Source organism: Schaalia radingae, assembly GCF_900106055.1.
GTDB classification, from domain to species: Bacteria; Actinomycetota; Actinomycetes; order Actinomycetales; family Actinomycetaceae; genus Pauljensenia; species Pauljensenia radingae_A.
In genome coordinates, this window is sequence record NZ_LT629792.1 from 1432600 (window position 1) to 1451807 (window position 19208).

Genomic DNA, 19208 nt, shown 5'->3' on the forward strand with positions numbered 1-19208 from the left:
ATTCGTTATGCGCGAAGTTGCGCCCCGAGCGTCTTACCTGTGCGAGAAATGATGTCGTTGCGTGTGCGCATAACCTCATCTGCACTCAGCGTGCGATCATCGGCACGCAGTTTCACAGTGAAGGCCAGCGAGCGGTGACCGTCGGGAACCTGGTCGCCCTCGTAAATGTCAAAGAGAGATACCTCTTCGGCCAGGGCACCTGCCGCCTGGCGAATCACCTGAGCAACGCGAGCAACGGGAATATCATTGGCGACAACCAGTGCGAAGTCTTCTTTTGCCACCGGGAACGTTGACACGCCGCTCACCTGAATTGGTTCTTCCGCCATATGCGCCACCAGCGCGTCGACGTCCAGCTCCAGTGCGCATGAGCGCTTGGGTAAACCGAATGCCTCACATACACGCGGGTGAAGTTCGCCGGCTCGCGCCACAACAGTCAGAGTCTTGCCGTTGCGGACGAAAACCTGCGCCATCCTGCCTGGATGCCACGGTGCCACTGCGTGCGGGTCACTGCTCGCCTGAGGCATCGGCGGCCCCTTGCGCACGGGGGTAGATTCAGGAAGCCAGCCGCGTGCTGTTTCCACCTTGACGCCCAGTGACTGTGCGACGCGCCAGACGAGGTCGATGGCATCGGCCCAGTCGTAGACGCGGGGCTGCTCGAACACCCCGTTACCTGTGGCATTTCCGCACAAGATTGCTCCCACATGCCACGGCTGCGAGGGAACGCCGGCCTGGAGCTGAGCTTCCACCTCGACAGAGGGACGCTGCTCAGCGGACGGCAGATCGGATGGAACCGTTCCTGCCGGGCGCACAACCTTCGCAATCTCAAAGACCGCGATGTGGTTCATACCGCGTGACATGTTGCGTCCGGCAACATCGAGCAGCGTGTCCAGGATGCGTGTACGCAGCAGCGGCGCATCGTCGGCCAGCGGATTGCGCAGGCGCACTGCCTGACGGTTCGGGTCATCGGTAGCCAGCTGCTGGCGGTCATGGGCAGCAGTGGACATGAAGGGGTAGGACTCTACCTCGGTCAGTCCAGCATTGGCCAGGACGCGTGCGACATCACGGCGAGTCTTCTGCGCCGTGGTTAAGCCGTGTCCAGCAGGGGCTTGCGGCAGGATTGACGGGATCTCATCGTATCCGTGCAGGCGCGCGACCTCTTCGACCAGGTCGGCAGGCCCGGTCAGGTCAGGTCGCCAGCTCGGAGGTGTCACCTGCCATTGGGCCTCGCTGTCCTCGCCATGAACCTGGCAGCCGATTGTTTCCAGCAGTTCGCGAATGCGTGCTGGAGGTAATTCGAGTCCGGTCAGGCGCTGCGTCTCACTCACTTTCATGTCGATCGGTCGAGCTTCGGGCACGGTATTGACCTCGAACACGTGGGGGTCAGCCTGTCCCCCGCCGTATTCTTCAAGCAGCGCACATGCCCGGGCAATCGCGACGGGCGGAATCGCCGGGTCCGAACCGCGTTCGAAACGCTTCGAGGCTTCAGAGGCCAGGAAGTGGCGTCGGGACGTGCGCGCAATTGAAATGGAATCAAAGTGCGCAGCTTCGAGGACCAGGTCTGTTGTCCCCTCAGTGATTTCAGAGTCGAGGCCGCCCATCACTCCGGCAAGTCCTATAATGCGCGATCCATGCTGGCCTTGTGGAGAATCCGTGATAAGCAGGTCTTCGTCGTTCAGTGCGCGATCTTCACCATCGAGGGTGACGAGATGCTCACCTTTTTCAGCTCTGCGCACCACGATGGGTGCTGCCACAGAACCAAGGTCGTAAGCGTGCATCGGCTGGCCCAGATCCAACATGATGTAGTTGGTGACGTCGACGGGCAGGCTGATTGAGCGCATGCCTGCCATCTCCAGGCGCTCCACCATCCATTTGGGCGTCTGAGCGTGCGTGTCGACGCCGCGCACGATGCGTGTAACGAAGCGGTCGCACCCGACGTGGTCGCGGATCGGGCGCTTGTCCTCAACTTCCACGCTCAAAGCTGAGTCGGAGTGTTCGGGCAGGTCAAGGCCATCGGGCAGACCGGGATCAGTCAGGGTTGCTCCCGTTGAGTGGGAGTATTCGCGCGCCACGCCACGCATGGAGAAGCAGTAGCCGCGGTCCGGAGTGACATTGATTTCGAGGACTTCTTCCCCCAGTCCCAGCAGTGGAATCACATCTGATCCGGGAGCGGGGATCTGGTCGGCATCAAACTTGTCGGTCAGAACGAGGATGCCGTTGTGGTCCTCCCCGAGGCCCAGTTCGCGCTCCGAACAGATCATGCCGTCAGAGATGTGACCGTAGGTCTTGCGGGCAGAGATCTCGAAGGGGCCGGGCAGAACTGCGCCCGGCAGGCTGACGACCACCAGGTTGCCCACATCAAAATTGTGAGCACCGCAGATGATGCCGCGACTGGGCAGGTCAGATGGCTCTTTCCCAGTTCCCGGCTCGTCGTTGTACTGGCCGACATCGACTCGGCAGTAGTTGATGACTTTGCCGTTGGATTGTTCTTTCGGCTCGCGTGTGAGCACTTTGCCTACGACAAGCGGGCCCGTCACGCGGGCGGGATGAATTGTTTCTTCCTCCAGGCCCACTTTCACCAGCGCTGCGGCCAGTTGCGGAACCGTCACGGAGGCGGGAATTTCTACGTGGTCACGAAGCCACGACAATGGAACCATAGGCATGTTCAGTGTCCCCTTCCGTTGAGTCCGAACTGCTGGGAGAAGCGCACGTCTCCCTCGACGATGTCGTGCATATCAGCGATGCCGTGACGCAGCATGAGCGTGCGTTCAATACCCATGCCGAATGCGAAACCGGAATACTCGTCAGGGTCGACGCCGCAGGCGCGCAGCACGTTTGGGTTGACCATGCCGCAGCCACCCCATTCAATCCAGCCGGGGCCGCCCTTCTTCTGCGGGAACCACAGATCCATCTCGGCGCTCGGTTCAGTGAAAGGAAAGAAGCTGGGGCGCAACCGCGTGCGCGCGTCAGGGCCGAACATCTGGCGCGCAAAGTGATCCAGCGTTCCCTTCAGGTGCGCCATCGTCAGGTGGCGATCAACTGCCAGACCCTCAACCTGGTGGAAAACAGGTGTATGTGTCGCGTCGAGCGCGTCGGAGCGGAATACCTTACCGGGGCATGCGACGTAGAGCGGAACACCGCGAGCGAGCATGGAGCGGGCCTGAACTGGCGAGGTGTGCGTGCGCATCACCAGGTGACCGTCATCCTCGTGGTCGCCACCGACGGAGCGGCCATCGACGTAGAGGGTGTCCTGCATCTGGCGAGCCGGGTGGTCAATGTCGAAGTTCAGCGCATCGAAGTTGAACCATTCGTGCTCGATTTCCGGGCCTTCTGCGATGTCCCATCCCATCGACACAAACAGGTCGGCCACTTCCTCCATCAAGGTTTCCAGAGGGTGACGCGCGCCCAGACTCTGGCGCCCGGTCGGCACCGTTACGTCCACGGCTTCCGTCTCCAGCGCGCGGGCTTCCTCTTCGTCGCGCAGCACTGATTCACGTTCGGACAGCGCAGTGGCGAGTTGCTTGCGGGCACCGCCCAGTGTCTTGCCTGCCTGCGCACGGTCAGCGGGGTCCAGTGACCCGATCGTGCGGTTAGCCTGGATCAGGGGTGCCTGATCACCCATCACCTGCGTGCGAACGGTCTTGAGTTGGGCCAGCGAACTCGCCTCACTGATACGCGCCAGCGCATCAGTGACGAGGGCGCTCACCGCTTCACCGTCAAGCGGATTGAGCTCAGGAGCACAGTCAGCCATATCCTGCTTCCTCGGTCGAAATTGACAATCGGTCATACGGGAAAACTCCACGTTTCCTCTTCCCCCATATTAGCCGTCGAAGCGAGTCCGCCCATTCGTCGCCATTGGCTGGACAGTTCACTGAGCGCGATCGCGTGTAAGCCCGGTGCACTGACGAAAGCGTCTAGGCTACAGATATGAGTTCACTTGCGCCCTCCGACGCTGCGGCCGTTGATACGGTCCCCGCGCCGACGAAACCGAAAAAAGTTCGCGTCCACCACCTTGCTCAAGCTAAGCAGCAGGGCCGAAAACTCACGATGTTGACAGCTTATGATGCGCTTATTGCCCCGCTGCTGGATGCGGCAGGTGTTGACATGCTGCTGGTGGGTGATTCCTACGGCAACGTGATGTTGGGGTATGACTCCACGTTGCGCGTCACGTTGGACGACATGGTTCGAGCAACTTCAGCAGTGGCACGTTCCACACGCCGCGCCCTGGTAGTGGCAGACCTTCCGTTCGCAACGTACGAGGCCAGTGCACAGCAGGCGTTTGAATCGGCTTCCCAATTGATGCGCGCTGGTGCCCATGCGGTCAAACTCGAGGGAGGCCGACCGCGCGTGGAAGCTGTCCGACTACTGAGCCAGTCCGGTATTCCCGTCGTCGGACACCTGGGGTACACGCCGCAATCAGAGAACACGATCGGCGGTCCGCGTATGCGTGGCCGTGGCGATCAGCGCGATGCGATGATTGCTGACGCGCTGGCTTTGCAGGATGCCGGTGCGATTGCCGTTGTGTTGGAGATGGTGCCTGACAACGTGGCCATTGACGTCACTGCTGCGCTGGAGATTCCCACTATTGGTATCGGTGCTGGCCCGCACACCGATGGGCAGGTACTGGTGTGGTCGGACATGGTGGGGATGCAGGAATGGGTTCCCTCGTTCGTCCATCGTTTCGCGCAGATCGGGCGTGAGATCACGGCGGCTGCTGCCGAGTATGTGGAAAGTGTGGAAGATGGCACATTTCCTGCTCCGGAGAATTATCACCAGCAGTGACATCCCAGCACTGGTCGGCAAAAGATCTAGGCTAGGGCTATGAGTAGTTCTGACAATTCTGGTCGTATTCCGGCATCTGCCAATGCGCGTCGCGCGCCGCTGGGCAATCTGACTGCCGGACGTATCTCCCCCATGCGCTCGGTGCCTGAGTCGATTGAACGCCCCGAGTACATGTTCCACGATGGCCCTGAAAACGTCACTGCCTCGGATATTAAGGATGCGGACACTGTGGAACGGATCCGCCACGCTGGCCGCATTGCCGCCGATGCGCTTCGTGTCGTGGGTGAGGCGGTTCGCCCCGGTGTGACAACCGATGAGCTCGACCGCATCGGACATGATTTTATTGTCGGTGCTGGCGCCTACCCGTCATGCCTGGGTTACATGGGGTATCCGAAGTCGCTGTGTACTTCCATCAACGAGGTCATCTGCCACGGCATTCCTGATGATCGCCCCCTCGAAGATGGCGACATTGTCAACGTCGATATCACGGCGTTTTACGAGGGTGTCCACGGTGACACCTGCGCCATGTTTGAGGTGGGAAATGTTGATCAGGAGTCGCGTCTGCTCAGTGAGAGGACACGCGAAGCGATGATGCGTGGGATCCGGGCGGTCAAACCTGGCCGTGAGATCAACGTGATCGGACGTGTCATTTCGGTGTATGCGAAGCGTTTTGACTACGGCGTGGTGCGCGATTACACCGGACACGGCGTGGGCGAAGCCTTTCACTCGGGTTTGATCATTCCGCACTATGATGCTGCACCACTGTATGACACGGTGATGGAGCCGGGCATGGTGTTCACCATTGAGCCGATGCTGACGCTGGGCACTGTCGAATGGGAGCAGTGGGATGATGACTGGACTGTTGTCACGGCCGATCGTTCCCGCACCGCGCAGTTCGAGCACACAATCGTGGTGACCGAAGATGGCGCCGACATTTTGACACTGCCGTCGAACGCGTGAGAGTGCAGATGAGCCGGCCTGTACGCCGGGTTCTGTCCTGCTGACCGAAGTCGGCAGCGGCGACCATTCCTCTAGGACCAGTGTTGCCACTGGCCTCAAGCAACCTACCCGCAAGCGTGGAGCGGGCCGCTCGTACTTGCTGCTCGGTTTTGCTCCGGGTGGGGTTTACCTAGCTAGACCAGTCACCTGGCCTACTGGTGGGCTCTTACCCCACCTTTTCACCCTGACCGCTGGTGCGAAGTGTTCTTCGCGCCAGCGGCGGTCTTGTTTCTGTGGCACTTTCCCGCGGGTTTCCCCGGGTGGCTGTTAGCCATCACCCTGCCCTGTGGAGCCCGGACGTTCCTCGTCACCGCATCACGCGGTGCCGCGGCCGCCCGGCCGACTCATCTGCATCCTCGAGTCTACGACGCGCGCGGCGCCAGGGCCTACTTCGATCGGTGTGATTTTCAGGGGACGGCGTGCTGTCGGGTGATATCGTGCGGGGGCGGGGTGGAATAGCGTGCGGTCAGGCAAGAACCGCGCGTGGCCGGGGCGACGTTTAGGCGTCGGTTCGCACCACTATCTGGCTGGTGTCGACGCACCAGTACACCTCGTCTGCGGGCAATGCATTTATCTGCTGCAGCTCGGCGGGCGAAATTTCGCCGGTGGCTCCTGTGACGACGCCGCCTCGCACCTCCACGATGGCGAAGGGGCTGTGCCGCTGCCAGACCGAGTCGTATTCGGCGATGAGGTCAGAGGGCAGCGAGTCATTCAGGTCAGCTCTCTTGCACTCCAGGTCAGCCAGTTCGAGGTCAGACTGCGCGTTATCATCTTCGAACTGTTTCTTGGTTGCTTCCACGTCCTGCGTCAGCGCCTGCGCTTCGCGGATCATGTCGTCTTGTGCTTTTTGGGCAGCTTCGAGGCGTTCTTCAACTTCAAGTTGGTCTTCTTCGAGGCTGTTGAGCCGGGTGCGCATCTGGGCGATTTCGTGTTCCATTGCATTAATGTCGCGCAGGGGAACTTCATTGCGTTCGATGCGTCCTTCCTGGGCACTCTTGCGTGTGTTGACTCGCTCAATGTCCGCTTCGATGCGCGCCACGTCACGTTTCGTGTCGGCTATCACTGCACTCTGATTGATCGCAGCACGCTTGAGGTCCTCTGCCCGTCCGGCAAGTTCACGCAGCTTGGCGTGCGCCGGGTGTGTGTCACGCTGGTGTCGCATCTTCATGATGGCGCGATCCAATGACTGCAACTCGAGTAGCGAGCGTTGATCTTCAGGTGATGCCTTCACTGAGTTCCTCCGGTTGTCTGCATGTGAGCCGTCCATGGTTCTGTCACTATGGTAGACGCTGTAATGTCGACGGAGACGTTGTCCGCCTCGGCTTGCTCGCTGAGTCGTTGCGCGAGCACCGGAACCCACGGCCATTCGGTCGCCCAATGGGATCCTGAGATCAGTGCAGGCGCTCCGCCTTCGAGGTGTTCGGACGAGGGGTGGTGGCGCAGATCAGCGGTGACGAACACGTCGGCACCGGATGCGCGTGCCTGCTCAAGCAGGGAATCACCTGCACCGCCTGACACCGCCACACGCGCGACGGTTGATTCCAGGTCTCCGCCCACGAACAGGCCGTGCGGACCGGCAGGCAATGCAGATGCCACTCGCTGCGCAAATTCACGCAGGGTCACCGGATCTATTGTTCCGACGCGCCCCAGTCCCACCGAGCGGCCGTCGCGGTCACGTCCCGAGGGGTCCAGCGGCTGCGTGCGTTCCAGTCCCAGCAGGTCTGCCAAAGCATGCGCGACTCCCCGATAGGCGATGTCGGCATTGGTGTGGGCGTTGAACAGTGCGCACTCGCCACGTACGAGTGTGGCGACGACGCGCCCTTTCGGGTCGCTTTCAGGTAGGAACGACACGCCTCGCAGATACAGCGGATGATGTGTGATGATCATGTCGATCTCATTGCTCACAGCTTCGTCGATTACCGCGGCCACGGGATCAACGGCAATGAGAACGCGGCGCACCTCGCGTGAGGGATCTCCCACAATGAGGCCTACCTTGTCCCACTCTTGTGCCGTTTCGGGTGGATACCACCGATCCATCACAGTAACGACATCGCTCACAGTCCACGTTGTAGTCATGGAATTACCCTAAGCGTGTTCGCATGCGATGTGCACAAGGTGGGACGAGGTGTGTCAGTTTGACGCTCTCCTCAGTCGCGCGTGAGACGACGGTGCGTGACGCGGTGCGGGCGGGCTGCATCAAGACCAAGACGCTCCACCTTGTTGTTCTCGTAGGATTCGAAGTTTCCTTCGAACCAGTACCACTTCGCAGGGTTTTCTTCCGTGCCTTCCCACGCGAGGATGTGCGTGGCAACGCGGTCGAGGAACCAACGGTCGTGGGTGACAACCACCGCGCACCCGGGGAATTCGAGCAGCGCGTTTTCCAGTGATCCAAGTGTTTCCACATCGAGGTCGTTGGTCGGCTCATCCAACAGGAGCAGGTTGCCGCCCTGTTTAAGCGTGAGCGCCAGGTTCAAGCGGTTGCGTTCACCACCGGAAAGCACGCCTGACGGCTTCTGCTGGTCCGGTCCCTTGAATCCGAATGCGGACACGTAGGCTCGCGACGGCATTTCAACGTTGCCGACTTCCAGGAAGTCGAGGCCATCTGAGACAACCTCCCACACTGATTTGTCCGGATCGATGCCCGCACGGTTCTGGTCGACGTATGAGATCTTGACGGTCTCACCGATCCTGAGGTCTCCCCCGTCCAGCGGTTCAAGCCCAACAATGGTCTTGAACAGAGTTGTCTTGCCCACACCGTTCGGACCGATCACACCGACGATTCCGTTGCGCGGCAGTGAGAACGACAGGTCATTGATGAGGACACGGTCACCGAAGCCCTTGTGCAGATTGTTTGCCTCGATCACGATAGAGCCCAAACGAGGCCCTGGCGGGATCTGAATTTCCTCAAAGTCAAGCTTGCGTGTGCGCTCCGCTTCGGCAGCCATCTCTTCGTAGCGTTCCAGACGGGCTCGTGACTTGGCTTGGCGTCCCTTGGGATTGGAACGAACCCAGTCGAGCTCTTCACGCAGCCGCTTGGCCAGTTTCGCATCCTTCTGTCCCTGGACTTTCAGGCGTTTTTCCTTCGTTTCCAGGTAGGTGGAGTAGTTGCCCTCATAGGGGTAGAGGTGACCGCGGTCCACTTCAGCGATCCATTCGGCTACGTGGTCAAGGAAGTAGCGGTCGTGGGTCACTGCGATCACCGCGCCGGCATACGTGGACAGGTGCTTTTCCAGCCACTGCACGGACTCGGCATCCAAGTGGTTCGTTGGCTCATCCAGCAGCAGCAGGTCAGGAGCTTCGATCAGCAGACGGCACAGCGCCACGCGACGACGTTCCCCACCGGAAAGAACCTTCACATCCTGATCGGCAGGCGGGCAGCGCAGTGCGTCCATGGCCTGCTCCAGCTGGGAGTCGATATCCCACGCGTTTGCAGCGTCGATCTCACTTTGCAGCTTGCCCATTTCTTCCATGAGCGCATCAAAGTCGGCGTCCGGGTCAGCCATCTCCTCAGAGATCTTGTTGAAACGCGCGAGCTTGTCGAACGTTTCCCTGGCACCCATCTGCACGTTTTCCAACACGGTTTTCGTGTCGTCGAGTTGGGGTTCCTGCTCGAGGATGCCCACTGTGTAACCGGGTGTCAGACGTGCTTCGCCATTGCTTGGCTCATCCAGACCCGCCATGATCTTGAGGATCGATGACTTTCCAGCACCGTTAGGACCAACCATGCCGATTTTCGCTCCGGGGAAGAACGACATGGATACGTCATCAAGAATGATCTTGTCGCCATGAGCTTTGCGCGCTTTGATCATTTGGTATATGTACTCAGCCACAGTTCTCCATTTCAAGAAGGGACTCGTCAACTTCGTGTCACTCCATGCTACGGCACGAAGCCCACCCACGGTCAACGTGAGATAACCCGAAATGGCTGATTTTCACCACAAGCGCACTGCCCGCCGATTCGCCGCATTGAGGCAGCTCCCTGCATACAGTGCCCCGTTCGCACCGCCTCCCTTACACCGCTGCCGTTACCATCTGGGGCGCTGGAGCATCTGCTGCGACCGCATCGCCGCCATCATCGCGCGAGGTCCGGATCTGAAGGTTTCCCGTGCCTCCGTCGTCACGTTCTGCTTCTCCCTCTGGCCGTGATTCCTTTGGCCTATCGAAGTGCGACCACCCGTAGTTCAGGTCGTGCCCGGCGCTGTGCGCCACAATAACCAGTTCGCTCTTAACCTCACCCGCCGCATCTTTCCACGCATTAACGCTGGGCCGTCCAGTCAGCACGATGGGATGCCCCTTGGCAAATGAGGTCGACATATTATGCGCGAGCTTGTCCCATGCGCGGATCGTGTACCACTGGGGTTCCTGCTCATCGAATTCTCCCCGATCGTTGATGCGCCAACGCGGTGTGGCAAGCCGGAAACGTGTGGTCGTTCGTCCCGTCGCAGTCCTGATTTCCTTCACGTCCGTTCCGATGCGTCCGCGTAATGTCACTGTCATATTCGCGCTCATGAATTGTCCTTTCGTGTTATCGGCCCTGTGCCGTAGGACAATCCTCACCGCGCCAGGCCCTTGTCCAAAGGCTTCGCGGGCAATCTGTGGACACACACTCAGCCCGCCGCATCCCTGTGGACAACGGCGGGCTGGCAGTGAACTGTGGATAGGGCGTTCCCCTCGTCAATTCTGCTGGGCGGCACCCTCGACAATGCCCAAAGCGGCAACCTCGCCGGCAATCTTCTGGGCGTCTTCGCGACTGGGTCCCTGGTCAGATGGGAAAAGTGCACGACGGTAGTACTCAAGTTCCTGGATGGATTCACGAATGTCGGCCAGTGCGCGGTGGCCCCCATGCTTCTCAGGTGAGCACTCGTAAACGCACGGGTACCAGCGCTTGGCGAGTTCCTTGATGGAGGACACGTCGATAATGCGGTAGTGCAGGTGGTCGATGACGCGTGGCATGTTCGCGCTCAGGAACAGGCGATCCATGCCGACCGTGTTCCCCGCCAGCAGGGCGCGACCCGACACAGGGACGAACTTCTTGATGTAGTCCAGGACGATGCTCTCGGCTTCCTCCATCGACGCGATGCCGTCCTTGAGCTCGTCAAGCAGGCCGGATTGTGTGTGCATGTTGCGCACATAGTCGTCCATGTGATTCAGCGCCTCCTCAGAGGGCTGGATCAGAATGTCGATTCCGGGGTCCACGACGGTCAGGCTCGCGTCGGTGATCACGACCGCCACTTCGATCAGGGCGTCATGCGCCACGTCAAGACCGGTCATTTCGCAGTCGATCCACACCAGTGGATTCTTCAGTTGCTTCGTCATGTCTCCCAGTGTAGTGACCCGCGCGGGAATGCGGGTGACTAGCTCGGGTGTGCGGATGGTCAAGCGGGCGCTCAGGGCCACAGGGACCGTCCGGATTGTCGAGGCAAACGAGGGCGACTGCCGCGACCTGCTGCGGAGTGTCGTACACGTGGACAGCCTCTCCGAATCGGCACACAGGTGAATACACTGAGTTCACGAACAACGTATACACGCAGATGGAAGGAGCGTTGCCGTGGCATCATCTCAGCACGTACCGCCACATTCAGAACTCAACGACACATTGACAGTGACGCTCAATGACATTATGCGTGCCAGCCTGTCCCTGAAAGACGTCGTCAAGCACACGCCGCTGGATGTGTCGGAACGGTTGACGCAGGAACTGGGCGTGCCCGTCTTGCTCAAGCGTGAGGATCAGCAGGTGTGCCGCTCATTCAAAGTGCGCGGCGCGTACGCGAAGATGAGTGCACTGAGCGCGCAGTCGCGTCAACAGGGTGTGGTGTGTGCTTCGGCCGGTAACCATGCTCAGGGTGTGGCGTTCGCATGCGCGCACCTGAACGTACGCGGCACCATCTATCTGCCGTCGACCACGCCGCGTCAGAAACGTGAACGTATCGCCGCCATCGGAGGCGAATGGGTGGAACAGGTCATCGTGGATGGCGGTTTTGACCGTGCGAACGCTTTGGCGACGGAGGCTGCGCGCGTCACGGGACGCGAATATGTCCACCCCTACGATGATCCAGGAACAATCGCGGGCGGAGGCACCATCGGTGTCGAACTGGCCGAGCAGATCCCTGCTGACACGTCCTGCGTGCTGGTGCCTGTCGGGGGCGGTGGCCTCATCGCGGGGATTGCGACAGCGCTCAGCCATCTGCGACCTGACGTGCGTGTCATTGGTGTGGAGCCGTACGGCGCTGCCTCGATGCAGCGCGCCTTTGACGAGGGTGGTCCTACCGCGCTGGATCGTGTTGATTCCTTTGTTGACGGGACCGCTGTCGGGACGGTGGGAACCTTGCCGTTCCACCTGGCGCAGGAAAACGTGTCCTCTCTTGTGTCGGTGCCCGAAGGGGCCGTGTGCACGGAGATGGTGTCTCTGTATCAAACTGACGGCATCATTGCTGAGCCTGCGGGGGCGCTGGCCAGCACGGCTGCTCGCACGTTGCTGACCGATCCGAAACGGCGCGCTGAGCTCACGGGCAGCGATGAGGGATCCATTGTCTGTGTCGTGTCCGGTGGCAACAATGACTTGAGCCGTTATGCGGAAGTGGTGGAACGCTCGCTGCGTCATGAGGGGCTGCGGCACTATTTTGTTGTGACCTTCCCACAGCAGCCGGGTGCGTTGCGCCTGTTCCTGTCAGAAGTGTTGGGTCCAGGTGATGACGTGGTGCATTTCGAGTACACGAAGAAGAACAATCGTGAGACCGGGCCTGCGTTGGTGGGAATCGATCTGAGCGATCCGGCAGACATTGAACGGCTGCGCACACGGATGGAAGCCTCTCCCCTGCATGTCGAAGAAGTTGCTCCGGATTCGGAGATTTTCCGTCTGCTGGTGTGAAGTGAGACCACTTCACCTGCCTGTATTCACACCCGAGGGTGCAGGCACGCTATCCTTATGCGAGTAGCCCCCGTAGCTCAATGGATAGAGCAAAGGCCTTCTAATCCTTAGGTTGCAGGTTCGAGTCCTGTCGGGGGCGCGGGACTGGTTGAGCAAAGTGGCGTTATATCAACGAAAAGTGGTTTTGCGTAATTCTGGCTACCCTCTCTCGTTCCCTGAGCGTTCCCCGAAAAAAGCTCGTATTAAATAGCGCTCGGGCGCTCGCGGCCTCTACTTCGTCGTGTCGGAACCTCCCTGGCACCTGACCCCCGCGCCGCGCTTTCTCCCTACCGCCCTGTCTTAGCAAGCGTGGAGCGTGGCAACTCAGGGGTGAATGGGGTTTAAGGCCTGTGAGAGTGATTAATAGGCGGGGTGTGTAAGACTTCTAGTCCTGTGCGACATTCGGGGGATTCCCCTAATTTGCAACATTCTGAGGATCCTCAGGATTCGATAACGACGGATCTGTCGAATCGGAGATATTGGCACTTGTGCCAATATCGATGCTGCCGCGTTTCCAGCGTCCGTTTGCTCTCCTGCCGTCTGCTTCCAGCACGAGGGCTGTTGTCATAGCGTGCTGCCCGCTCAACGCGCCTGTGTAATGTAGCATGGGGGTTGTGGTTAATCGTGTAACTACTGATCAAGTAGTAAGCATCCTTGAAGCGGGTGACCCTGACAATGAAGTGTGGGCGGCTTTCGGTAGAGCCGTCACCCTGTTCGCTGGTAAAGCGCGTATCCCTGTGGGCGAGTGCTTGGGGTGCGCGTGGATATGGGCACATGAACACCCTCAACAACTGGTAACCGCGTGGAACCGCGGGGGTGTAGGTGGGCTGATCCTGCGAGTGCGTGGACGCTTAACCGAAGTGTTCAAGGACTACAAGCACCACAAACACGAGGAATGTAACTTGCTGGTGACGGGCTTCCAGCCTGAACCGTTGGACGCGTGAGCATGGGCGGTGAGTACAGTGCGCCTGTGGTGCGTGAACTGGTGCGCGCGTCGTTCAGTGATGCTCACGCGTGGGGGTGGAGTATTGACGGCACGTATCGTGAAGTGGGGATGCCGCGTGCACAGTTCGACCCTTACAGGCAGTCAACGTTGTGGGCGTGTGTGGCTGATGGTAGGCGCGCGTTTGACGCGCTGCCAGCACAGTTGCGCCGCCGCGTCTATCTAAATGTGGTTGTGGGCTTGCCACAGGTGGAAGTAGCGCGCCGTGAGGGTGTCACTCAGGGTGCAGTGTGGCAGTCGCTAACGCGCGCTGACGAACTCATGTTGACGTTTCTCAACGGTGACGAGGACGAAGCCGGGTAGGGCGGTTGACAGTCACGGCCGTGCGCCTCATACTGTGCGTAGCGCTTCTAGCGCTACAGTGAGAAATTCCACGGTGTTTTTTTATCCTTTCGTCATGGAATTTGTACGCCGGCTTTTGCCAGCGCCTTACCCCCAGTGTTGTCGCGCTGGGGGTAAGCCTTTGCCCGCGCGGCTTGTGTGAGAACGGTTCTCGCTAACTGCTGCGTGCGTGTCTTGCTGAGGATTGCCACTAGAGACAGACGGCACGATGAGGGCGTCTAGCGCCACGCTTAGCGGTACGCTTAGCGACACGCTAGCAACCGCCTAGCAGCCGCTTAGCAATTTGCTTACCAATTTGCCTACCAACTTGCCACACGCTTGCCAGACAACAACACGGCAACACCACCGCGAGCGCACGCAACGCAACCATGGGGCGCTCACGGTAGCTAACCGCCGCCACAAGCGCCCCAAAGTCACGCGCACTACCTACACGACTTGCAACGCCCCTGAGCGCGCTCACGCCCCGTTATAAGCGCGCCACCACACCCACAACAATTCTCATACTGCGTGCCGCAACGATCACACACCCACACGTCCGAAGCGTCCAAGACCACAGTGCCTTTACAGTCGGTGGATACGCACGACCTGAACTCAGGTGCGGGACATGGCTCGTCCAATGCTGGTTTGCGTGGTGTCCTGCTCATGCTGTTTCCTCCTTTGGGAGTGTGAATAGTGGTGGGTCTTTCGGTTCGAAGGTGTCGAAGGTGTCCAAGGTGTCACCCACACCGTGCATGACACCTTGGACACCTTGGGGCTGTGGTGACACCTTGGGCGGCTTCTCGTTGGCTTGTTCGTCAAGGCTCCACAACCATCCACCACTGTATTGTTGCTTGCTGGTTTTGATCGCGGGGTTGCGTGCTCTCTTGCGCGCGTTCTTGAGTTCAACGTTGGTGAATCCTTCGGCTTTGCCGGCCTTGAGCACGTCAGCAGCTTTGGCTTCCCCACCGTTGGATTGCAGATAATCAATGATGAAGGCTCTAGCTTCGTTCTGGTCTCCTGTGTCCATGTCGTAGGGACGATTAATGACGTCTTGGACGCTGGTCGCTGTCGGATTCAGGACGGTTGCCATGACTTGCTGCATGGCGTTGCCGTCATCGTCAACGGTGTCGACTGTGTCTAGTTTGAACTCCCATGATTTCCCTGCTGCCTGTGAGTAGTTGGACTTGTCAACGGTAATGATCCGCTCGTTGGTTTCGGGATCGTGGGCAACAAGGATGACGCTTCGTGCTACGTCTCTCCATGCTGCACTGCCACTGAGTTTGTCTGACTGGTATCCGCCGCCCTTGTTGAAGTGCATGATGCCGATTACTGCAATGTTGAGCTTGCGGGCTAGTAGCGCTAGCGGGTTCAGCGCGTTGCGCACGTCTTCTTTCTTGTCGGGGTTGCCTCCGATAATGTTCGTGATCGGGTCAATGATCCATGCGTCAGCACCGAATGTCTGGAGCTGTTCACCGATCGTTTTAAGGTCGATCAGTAGGTTAGGCGTGCTCTCCGAAAAGTACATAAGATCATCTGCTTGCTGGACTTCGAGGAATCCGTAGTACTGTTCGTCAGCTCCGGCGACTTTCAGGCGTGACTTTTGCATACTGGGATCGTCTTCAGGTGACGTGAGGATGAACTTTAAGGGTTGCCCGTAGCTGTCGCCTTCGAGTTCTCCTCGTGTTCCTGCTGCCACGTCTGCAAGGACTAGGGATGATTTTCCTTCACCACCACGCCCACCTATGAGTGTGAGAACACCTCGCGGGTACCAGTCTTCCTTAATGAACACTGGTCGCTTGATCTGAATCTTGTCAGGGCGGGTGATAACTGCGATGCGCGTGCTACTCATACCACACCCCGCGTTCTTTAAGGGTTTGGCGTTGGCGTTCTGCCCGCGCGTGGTCGCCTCGCATGTCGCACAAGGTGGCGTAATCGGGGTAGCGGATCGCGTCATGTAGGTAGGGCAATGCCAATGCCATTGTTGCCGTGAAGTAGTCCTCGCACGCCGTCCAACCGTCTTCAAACGCCTGACGGTTCCACTGCTGCTTGTGGTCTTCCACGGCACGCCTGTAGCCGTCTACATAGCCTTCGTGGTGACCGATTGTGATACCGTCGGTCATTCCCTGCACGTAGATTTGTTGCTCACGCGGGGTGAAGCGTCTCCAGTCGAACCCGGGGGTTGCTACACTAGAACCCAAGGGTTGCGTGCTCTTATCTTTTGCCCCAGTTTCCCCACTGGGGCACTTTCTTTTGTGCTCGTTCATGCCGCGTCACCGTCCCTGTACGGGTTGGGTGTAGGCACGCCTTCGGTTAATAGGCGCTCCATCTCGTCTGCTGGGATCAAGATACGCGAGCCGAACTCAACGGTTTTGATTCGCCCTTGCTTGATCCACGTGTAGATCGTGTTGGGCGCAATGCCGGTGAAGGCCGTCAAGTCGCTAACCTTCATGTAAGCGCGGTATTGCCTGTGCTCGTCTCTACACGCTTGCCGGGTTACCGGGTTGTTCATTGGTGCGCTCACTTGGCACCTCCAATGATGGGGGTGGCGAACTGGTGGATATCATCGCGGGTGATGCGCACGATACGACCATGTGCCCCATAGCGGTAGGCGTTCAGCTCACCGCTGGTAATCCATTTGCGGACGGTGCCCACTGACACGTTGAGAAGTTCCGCTGCCTGTTGAATCGTGAGAAGTTCGGGACTAGCTGGGTGCGCGTTGTCCCTTAAGTTTTCAGCCATGATCTTTCGCTCCATGATCATTCACTGGGGTTCATGGCATAAAAAACGGCACGCCAAGTGAACCCCTACTTTTGTCAGGGTCAACTAGCGTGCCAACACCTTCAGGTCACCGACCTGTCACAATCCACTATGCGCCTCTAACAGGTCACCGACCTGTCGCCTGACCCAAGTCCCTAATAAGTCACCGACTTATCGACCCATCTGGTCTGCCTTGGCATCGAGACTGTCGCCTAGTGCTGAACTATATTGCTCACATCTAGGGCGGGAGAACCACCATCACGCGAGTTATCCAAACTCCGTTAGACAGCAGAATAGCACATCTGTTCGCATTGGAGCACAACGCGTGTCTAGAAAGGCGGTGTGTCTTCCAAGCCATCCAATTCCGCTAGCTCACGTTCAAGGGCTTTCTCGTCCCCGAACAGGTGAGCGAATGGGTCGGCATTGGCTTTCCTACCCTCAAGGGCTTTCCTCTCCACTGCCCACCGCTCTTTTAACAGGTCTACGTCGCTTTTGTCAGGCGCTGTTACTGGGGGTGCCTTCTTGACGTAGTGGATCATGATCTGGTTCGGCCACTGTTTCCACCTAAGATAAGAATCAAGAGCAAGTTGCACTTGCGTGTAGCGAAGTTCAATTGTGCTTCCACAGACGGGACACGTGACTACGCCAAAGTCCACCACCTCCGGCGGCTTTTTCGAAAAGCCGTATAAATTGTATGGGTCATCTACGGGTTCTGCCGTTGACCACCCCTGCCCCACGTACCGGTAGATTATCGCTACACGCACGGTTCCCCTGTCAGACAGCTCTCGCCCGTCAACAGTCTTGTGACAGCACCGAACCTGTATGGCGTGCAACAAGTCAGGCATGTCAGAACCTGAGAAGGTTATTTTGCCGCTCACTCTTTTTCTCTCCTGTCTGCGAGCGCTTAGCCCACGATGTCGGTTCTCGTTTCCGCTTTGCTCGCTGGTGGGTTCAATACCCAATCAGCCATGTAGGTGGCCACAAGGCGCTGACGCTCCAAGCTTGCGTGAGAATAGCGGCGCTGCATGTTCGGATCATTCCTGACCTCGTGCCCCATCATCGCGTCGACATCCATCATGATGGCACCACTGGTTAGCTGGGCTTGCGTCTCGAACGTGTGGCGCAAACAGTAGGGTGCCATCCGGTCATAGTCATGCCGTTTCTGTGTGGCCTTCACGGTCTTTTGGAAACTGGTCAGTGAGACTGCTCGCCCTTTTTCTTTGGGTGACTGGAACACGTAAGCATCCACCCCGGTCATATGGCTACTAATGTGCTGCTTCAACATCGCGGTGATGCGCGGGTCAATCGGAATGGTGCGAAGACTGGAGCGCGTCTTAGCGTTGTCCTCGCCTCGCTGCGCCTTGCCTTCCATCTTCACTGTGTGCTCGATGCGCACAAGATTGTTCTTGAAGTCAATCGCCCTGGGCTTCAAGCCTCTGACTTCTCCCGGCCTCATGCCGGTAACAACCATGAGAACTAAGGCGGGTCTGCTCTCGTCGGACGCTTCGGCTATCACGTTCTGTACTTCCTCACGCGATAAAGCACGGTTGGAGTGAGCGGGCGGCTCGTTGACCTGAGGGGGAATAAGATCCTTCGAGTGTCTGCTGACCTTCGGCACCACGTCGATCACGTCGGAATCTTCCGCCGCTCTCAATATCTGCTTAAACAAGCGCCACACTTCCTTGCGCTGCCCGTAGCCCAATGGTGCGACAACCTCGGTCACCCACTGGTCAATCATGTACTTGTCGATCTGCTTGATCGGAACGTCTTTCCAGTAGGGCAGAATATATTTCTTGATTCTTGGCTCGCGTGTGCGCGCTGATGAGGGTGCCCATCGGACGGACTTCCTGAACATCGGGTAGTAGTCGCCAAACGTCATATTGTCGTACCGGGCTTTGCGTTCTGCTTCGGCGCGCTCACGCTCCACCTGTTCAGGGCTTTTCCACGTTCCCCGGTCAATAGATTGCTTCTCAGTCGATAGCCATACTTGCGCGTCTTCCTTGCGTGAGAACGTGGCTGGGGCGGCTATACGCTTCCCATTCTTGCGCGGGTCTGGATAATCCGCCCTGTAATTCCCGGACGGTAGGCGCTTGATTTTACCGAAGGGGCGCTGCTGTTGTGGCGTGTTGCGTGGCATGGTGGTGGCTCCTTTGAGTGCGTTTCGTTCCCCGAGCGTTCCCCGAACGTTCCTCGAAACACCTAAAAACAAGCATAATACAGGCACTGGACGCACTCAAGGCAGACGGGACTTTTCGGCTCTATATCAACACAAAACGCGCGTTTACTGAATTACGCAAAAACGTGGTTCGAGTCCTGTCGGGGGCGCATTTCGTGAAGCGACTGGTAGTGCCGACACCAGTTCAGCTGGCGTGTTGTACGACAGACAATGTGCGTCAACCGGTCAAGATAAACGAAGGGGCTTTTCGTCAACCGGTCAAGGCA

Annotated in this window: 19 protein-coding genes, 1 tRNA gene and 1 other RNA gene; 6 read left to right on the forward strand and 15 right to left on the reverse strand. The window is 58.7% G+C overall.

Annotation, left to right across the window (positions count from 1 at the left end):
* Positions 1 to 5 precede the first annotated feature (5 nt).
* Together pheT and pheS are read right to left on the reverse strand one after the other, a co-directional pair.
* On the reverse strand, positions 6 to 2660 hold the full coding sequence (gene pheT, locus BLT69_RS06330) for a phenylalanine--tRNA ligase subunit beta (protein ID WP_092648640.1): 2655 nt from the start codon (positions 2658 to 2660) through the stop codon (positions 6 to 8).
* Positions 2661 to 2662: 2 nt separating this feature from the next.
* Positions 2663 to 3748 carry a phenylalanine--tRNA ligase subunit alpha gene (gene pheS / locus BLT69_RS06335; RefSeq protein WP_070725171.1) on the reverse strand — a complete coding sequence of 362 codons (1086 nt, stop codon included), beginning with the start codon at positions 3746 to 3748 and terminating at the stop codon, positions 2663 to 2665.
* A gap of 176 nt (positions 3749 to 3924) precedes the next feature.
* On the opposite strand from pheS, the gene panB reads away from it, so the two are divergent.
* Positions 3925 to 4779 carry a 3-methyl-2-oxobutanoate hydroxymethyltransferase gene (gene panB, locus BLT69_RS06340; protein ID WP_070725173.1) on the forward strand — a complete coding sequence of 285 codons (855 nt, stop codon included), beginning with the start codon at positions 3925 to 3927 and terminating at the stop codon, positions 4777 to 4779.
* A 39-nt stretch (positions 4780 to 4818) separates the two neighbouring features.
* Positions 4819 to 5739: a type I methionyl aminopeptidase gene (map, locus tag BLT69_RS06345; RefSeq protein ID WP_257590273.1), complete on the forward strand. Its 921-nt coding sequence runs from the start codon at positions 4819 to 4821 to the stop codon at positions 5737 to 5739.
* Between the two features lie 5 nt (positions 5740 to 5744).
* On the opposite strand, the gene rnpB is transcribed toward map, so the two are convergent.
* The 6 genes from rnpB to orn form a co-directional block, all read right to left on the reverse strand.
* An RNA gene (rnpB, locus tag BLT69_RS06350) (RNase P RNA component class A) lies at positions 5745 to 6125 on the reverse strand.
* 152 nt (positions 6126 to 6277) lie between these two features.
* Positions 6278 to 7009: a zinc ribbon domain-containing protein gene (locus BLT69_RS06355; RefSeq protein ID WP_092648641.1), complete on the reverse strand. Its 732-nt coding sequence runs from the start codon at positions 7007 to 7009 to the stop codon at positions 6278 to 6280.
* Positions 7006 to 7854, reverse strand: coding sequence for a Nif3-like dinuclear metal center hexameric protein (locus BLT69_RS06360; RefSeq protein WP_058236934.1), 849 nt, complete (start codon positions 7852 to 7854; stop codon positions 7006 to 7008). Before BLT69_RS06360 ends, BLT69_RS06355 begins: the two co-directional genes overlap by 4 nt.
* Before the next feature lie 71 nt (positions 7855 to 7925).
* Positions 7926 to 9608, reverse strand: coding sequence for an energy-dependent translational throttle protein EttA (gene ettA / locus BLT69_RS06365; RefSeq protein ID WP_092648642.1), 1683 nt, complete (start codon positions 9606 to 9608; stop codon positions 7926 to 7928).
* A gap of 181 nt (positions 9609 to 9789) precedes the next feature.
* A complete protein-coding gene (locus tag BLT69_RS06370) occupies positions 9790 to 10287 on the reverse strand; it encodes a single-stranded DNA-binding protein (protein ID WP_092648643.1) in 498 nt (165 codons plus the stop codon).
* Positions 10288 to 10452: 165 nt separating this feature from the next.
* Positions 10453 to 11094: an oligoribonuclease gene (gene orn / locus BLT69_RS06375; RefSeq protein WP_058236937.1), complete on the reverse strand. Its 642-nt coding sequence runs from the start codon at positions 11092 to 11094 to the stop codon at positions 10453 to 10455.
* A gap of 232 nt (positions 11095 to 11326) precedes the next feature.
* Between orn and ilvA the strand changes: the two genes are divergently transcribed.
* Entirely contained in the window at positions 11327 to 12646 is a 1320-nt protein-coding gene (gene ilvA / locus BLT69_RS06380) for a threonine ammonia-lyase IlvA (protein WP_371935791.1), read from the forward strand.
* Between the two features lie 66 nt (positions 12647 to 12712).
* A tRNA-Arg gene (locus BLT69_RS06385) sits at positions 12713 to 12785 on the forward strand.
* 315 nt (positions 12786 to 13100) lie between these two features.
* On the opposite strand, the gene BLT69_RS10800 is transcribed toward BLT69_RS06385, so the two are convergent.
* Positions 13101 to 13292 (reverse strand): hypothetical protein, encoded by a 192-nt coding sequence (locus BLT69_RS10800; RefSeq protein ID WP_157886357.1) that lies wholly within the window; start codon positions 13290 to 13292, stop codon positions 13101 to 13103.
* Positions 13293 to 13299: 7 nt separating this feature from the next.
* On the opposite strand from BLT69_RS10800, the gene BLT69_RS06390 reads away from it, so the two are divergent.
* Both BLT69_RS06390 and BLT69_RS06395 read left to right on the forward strand, forming a co-directional pair.
* Entirely contained in the window at positions 13300 to 13629 is a 330-nt protein-coding gene (locus BLT69_RS06390) for a hypothetical protein (protein ID WP_157886358.1), read from the forward strand.
* 26 nt (positions 13630 to 13655) lie between these two features.
* Entirely contained in the window at positions 13656 to 13991 is a 336-nt protein-coding gene (locus tag BLT69_RS06395) for a sigma-70 region 4 domain-containing protein (RefSeq protein ID WP_157886359.1), read from the forward strand.
* A gap of 679 nt (positions 13992 to 14670) precedes the next feature.
* On the opposite strand, the gene BLT69_RS06400 is transcribed toward BLT69_RS06395, so the two are convergent.
* The 6 genes from BLT69_RS06400 to BLT69_RS06420 form a co-directional block, all read right to left on the reverse strand.
* Complete coding sequence (locus BLT69_RS06400) at positions 14671 to 15858, reverse strand: AAA family ATPase (RefSeq protein ID WP_157886360.1); 1188 nt, start codon at positions 15856 to 15858, stop codon at positions 14671 to 14673.
* A complete protein-coding gene (locus BLT69_RS10805; RefSeq protein ID WP_157886361.1) occupies positions 15851 to 16129 on the reverse strand; it encodes a hypothetical protein in 279 nt (92 codons plus the stop codon). Before BLT69_RS10805 ends, BLT69_RS06400 begins: the two co-directional genes overlap by 8 nt.
* Before the next feature lie 140 nt (positions 16130 to 16269).
* On the reverse strand, positions 16270 to 16458 hold the full coding sequence (locus BLT69_RS06405; protein WP_157886362.1) for a helix-turn-helix domain-containing protein: 189 nt from the start codon (positions 16456 to 16458) through the stop codon (positions 16270 to 16272).
* Positions 16459 to 16526: 68 nt separating this feature from the next.
* Positions 16527 to 16748, reverse strand: coding sequence for a helix-turn-helix domain-containing protein (locus tag BLT69_RS06410; RefSeq protein ID WP_157886363.1), 222 nt, complete (start codon positions 16746 to 16748; stop codon positions 16527 to 16529).
* A 347-nt stretch (positions 16749 to 17095) separates the two neighbouring features.
* Complete coding sequence (locus tag BLT69_RS06415; RefSeq protein WP_092648649.1) at positions 17096 to 17644, reverse strand: hypothetical protein; 549 nt, start codon at positions 17642 to 17644, stop codon at positions 17096 to 17098.
* A gap of 26 nt (positions 17645 to 17670) precedes the next feature.
* On the reverse strand, positions 17671 to 18903 hold the full coding sequence (locus BLT69_RS06420; protein WP_092648650.1) for a tyrosine-type recombinase/integrase: 1233 nt from the start codon (positions 18901 to 18903) through the stop codon (positions 17671 to 17673).
* Positions 18904 to 19208: the final 305 nt, after the last annotated feature.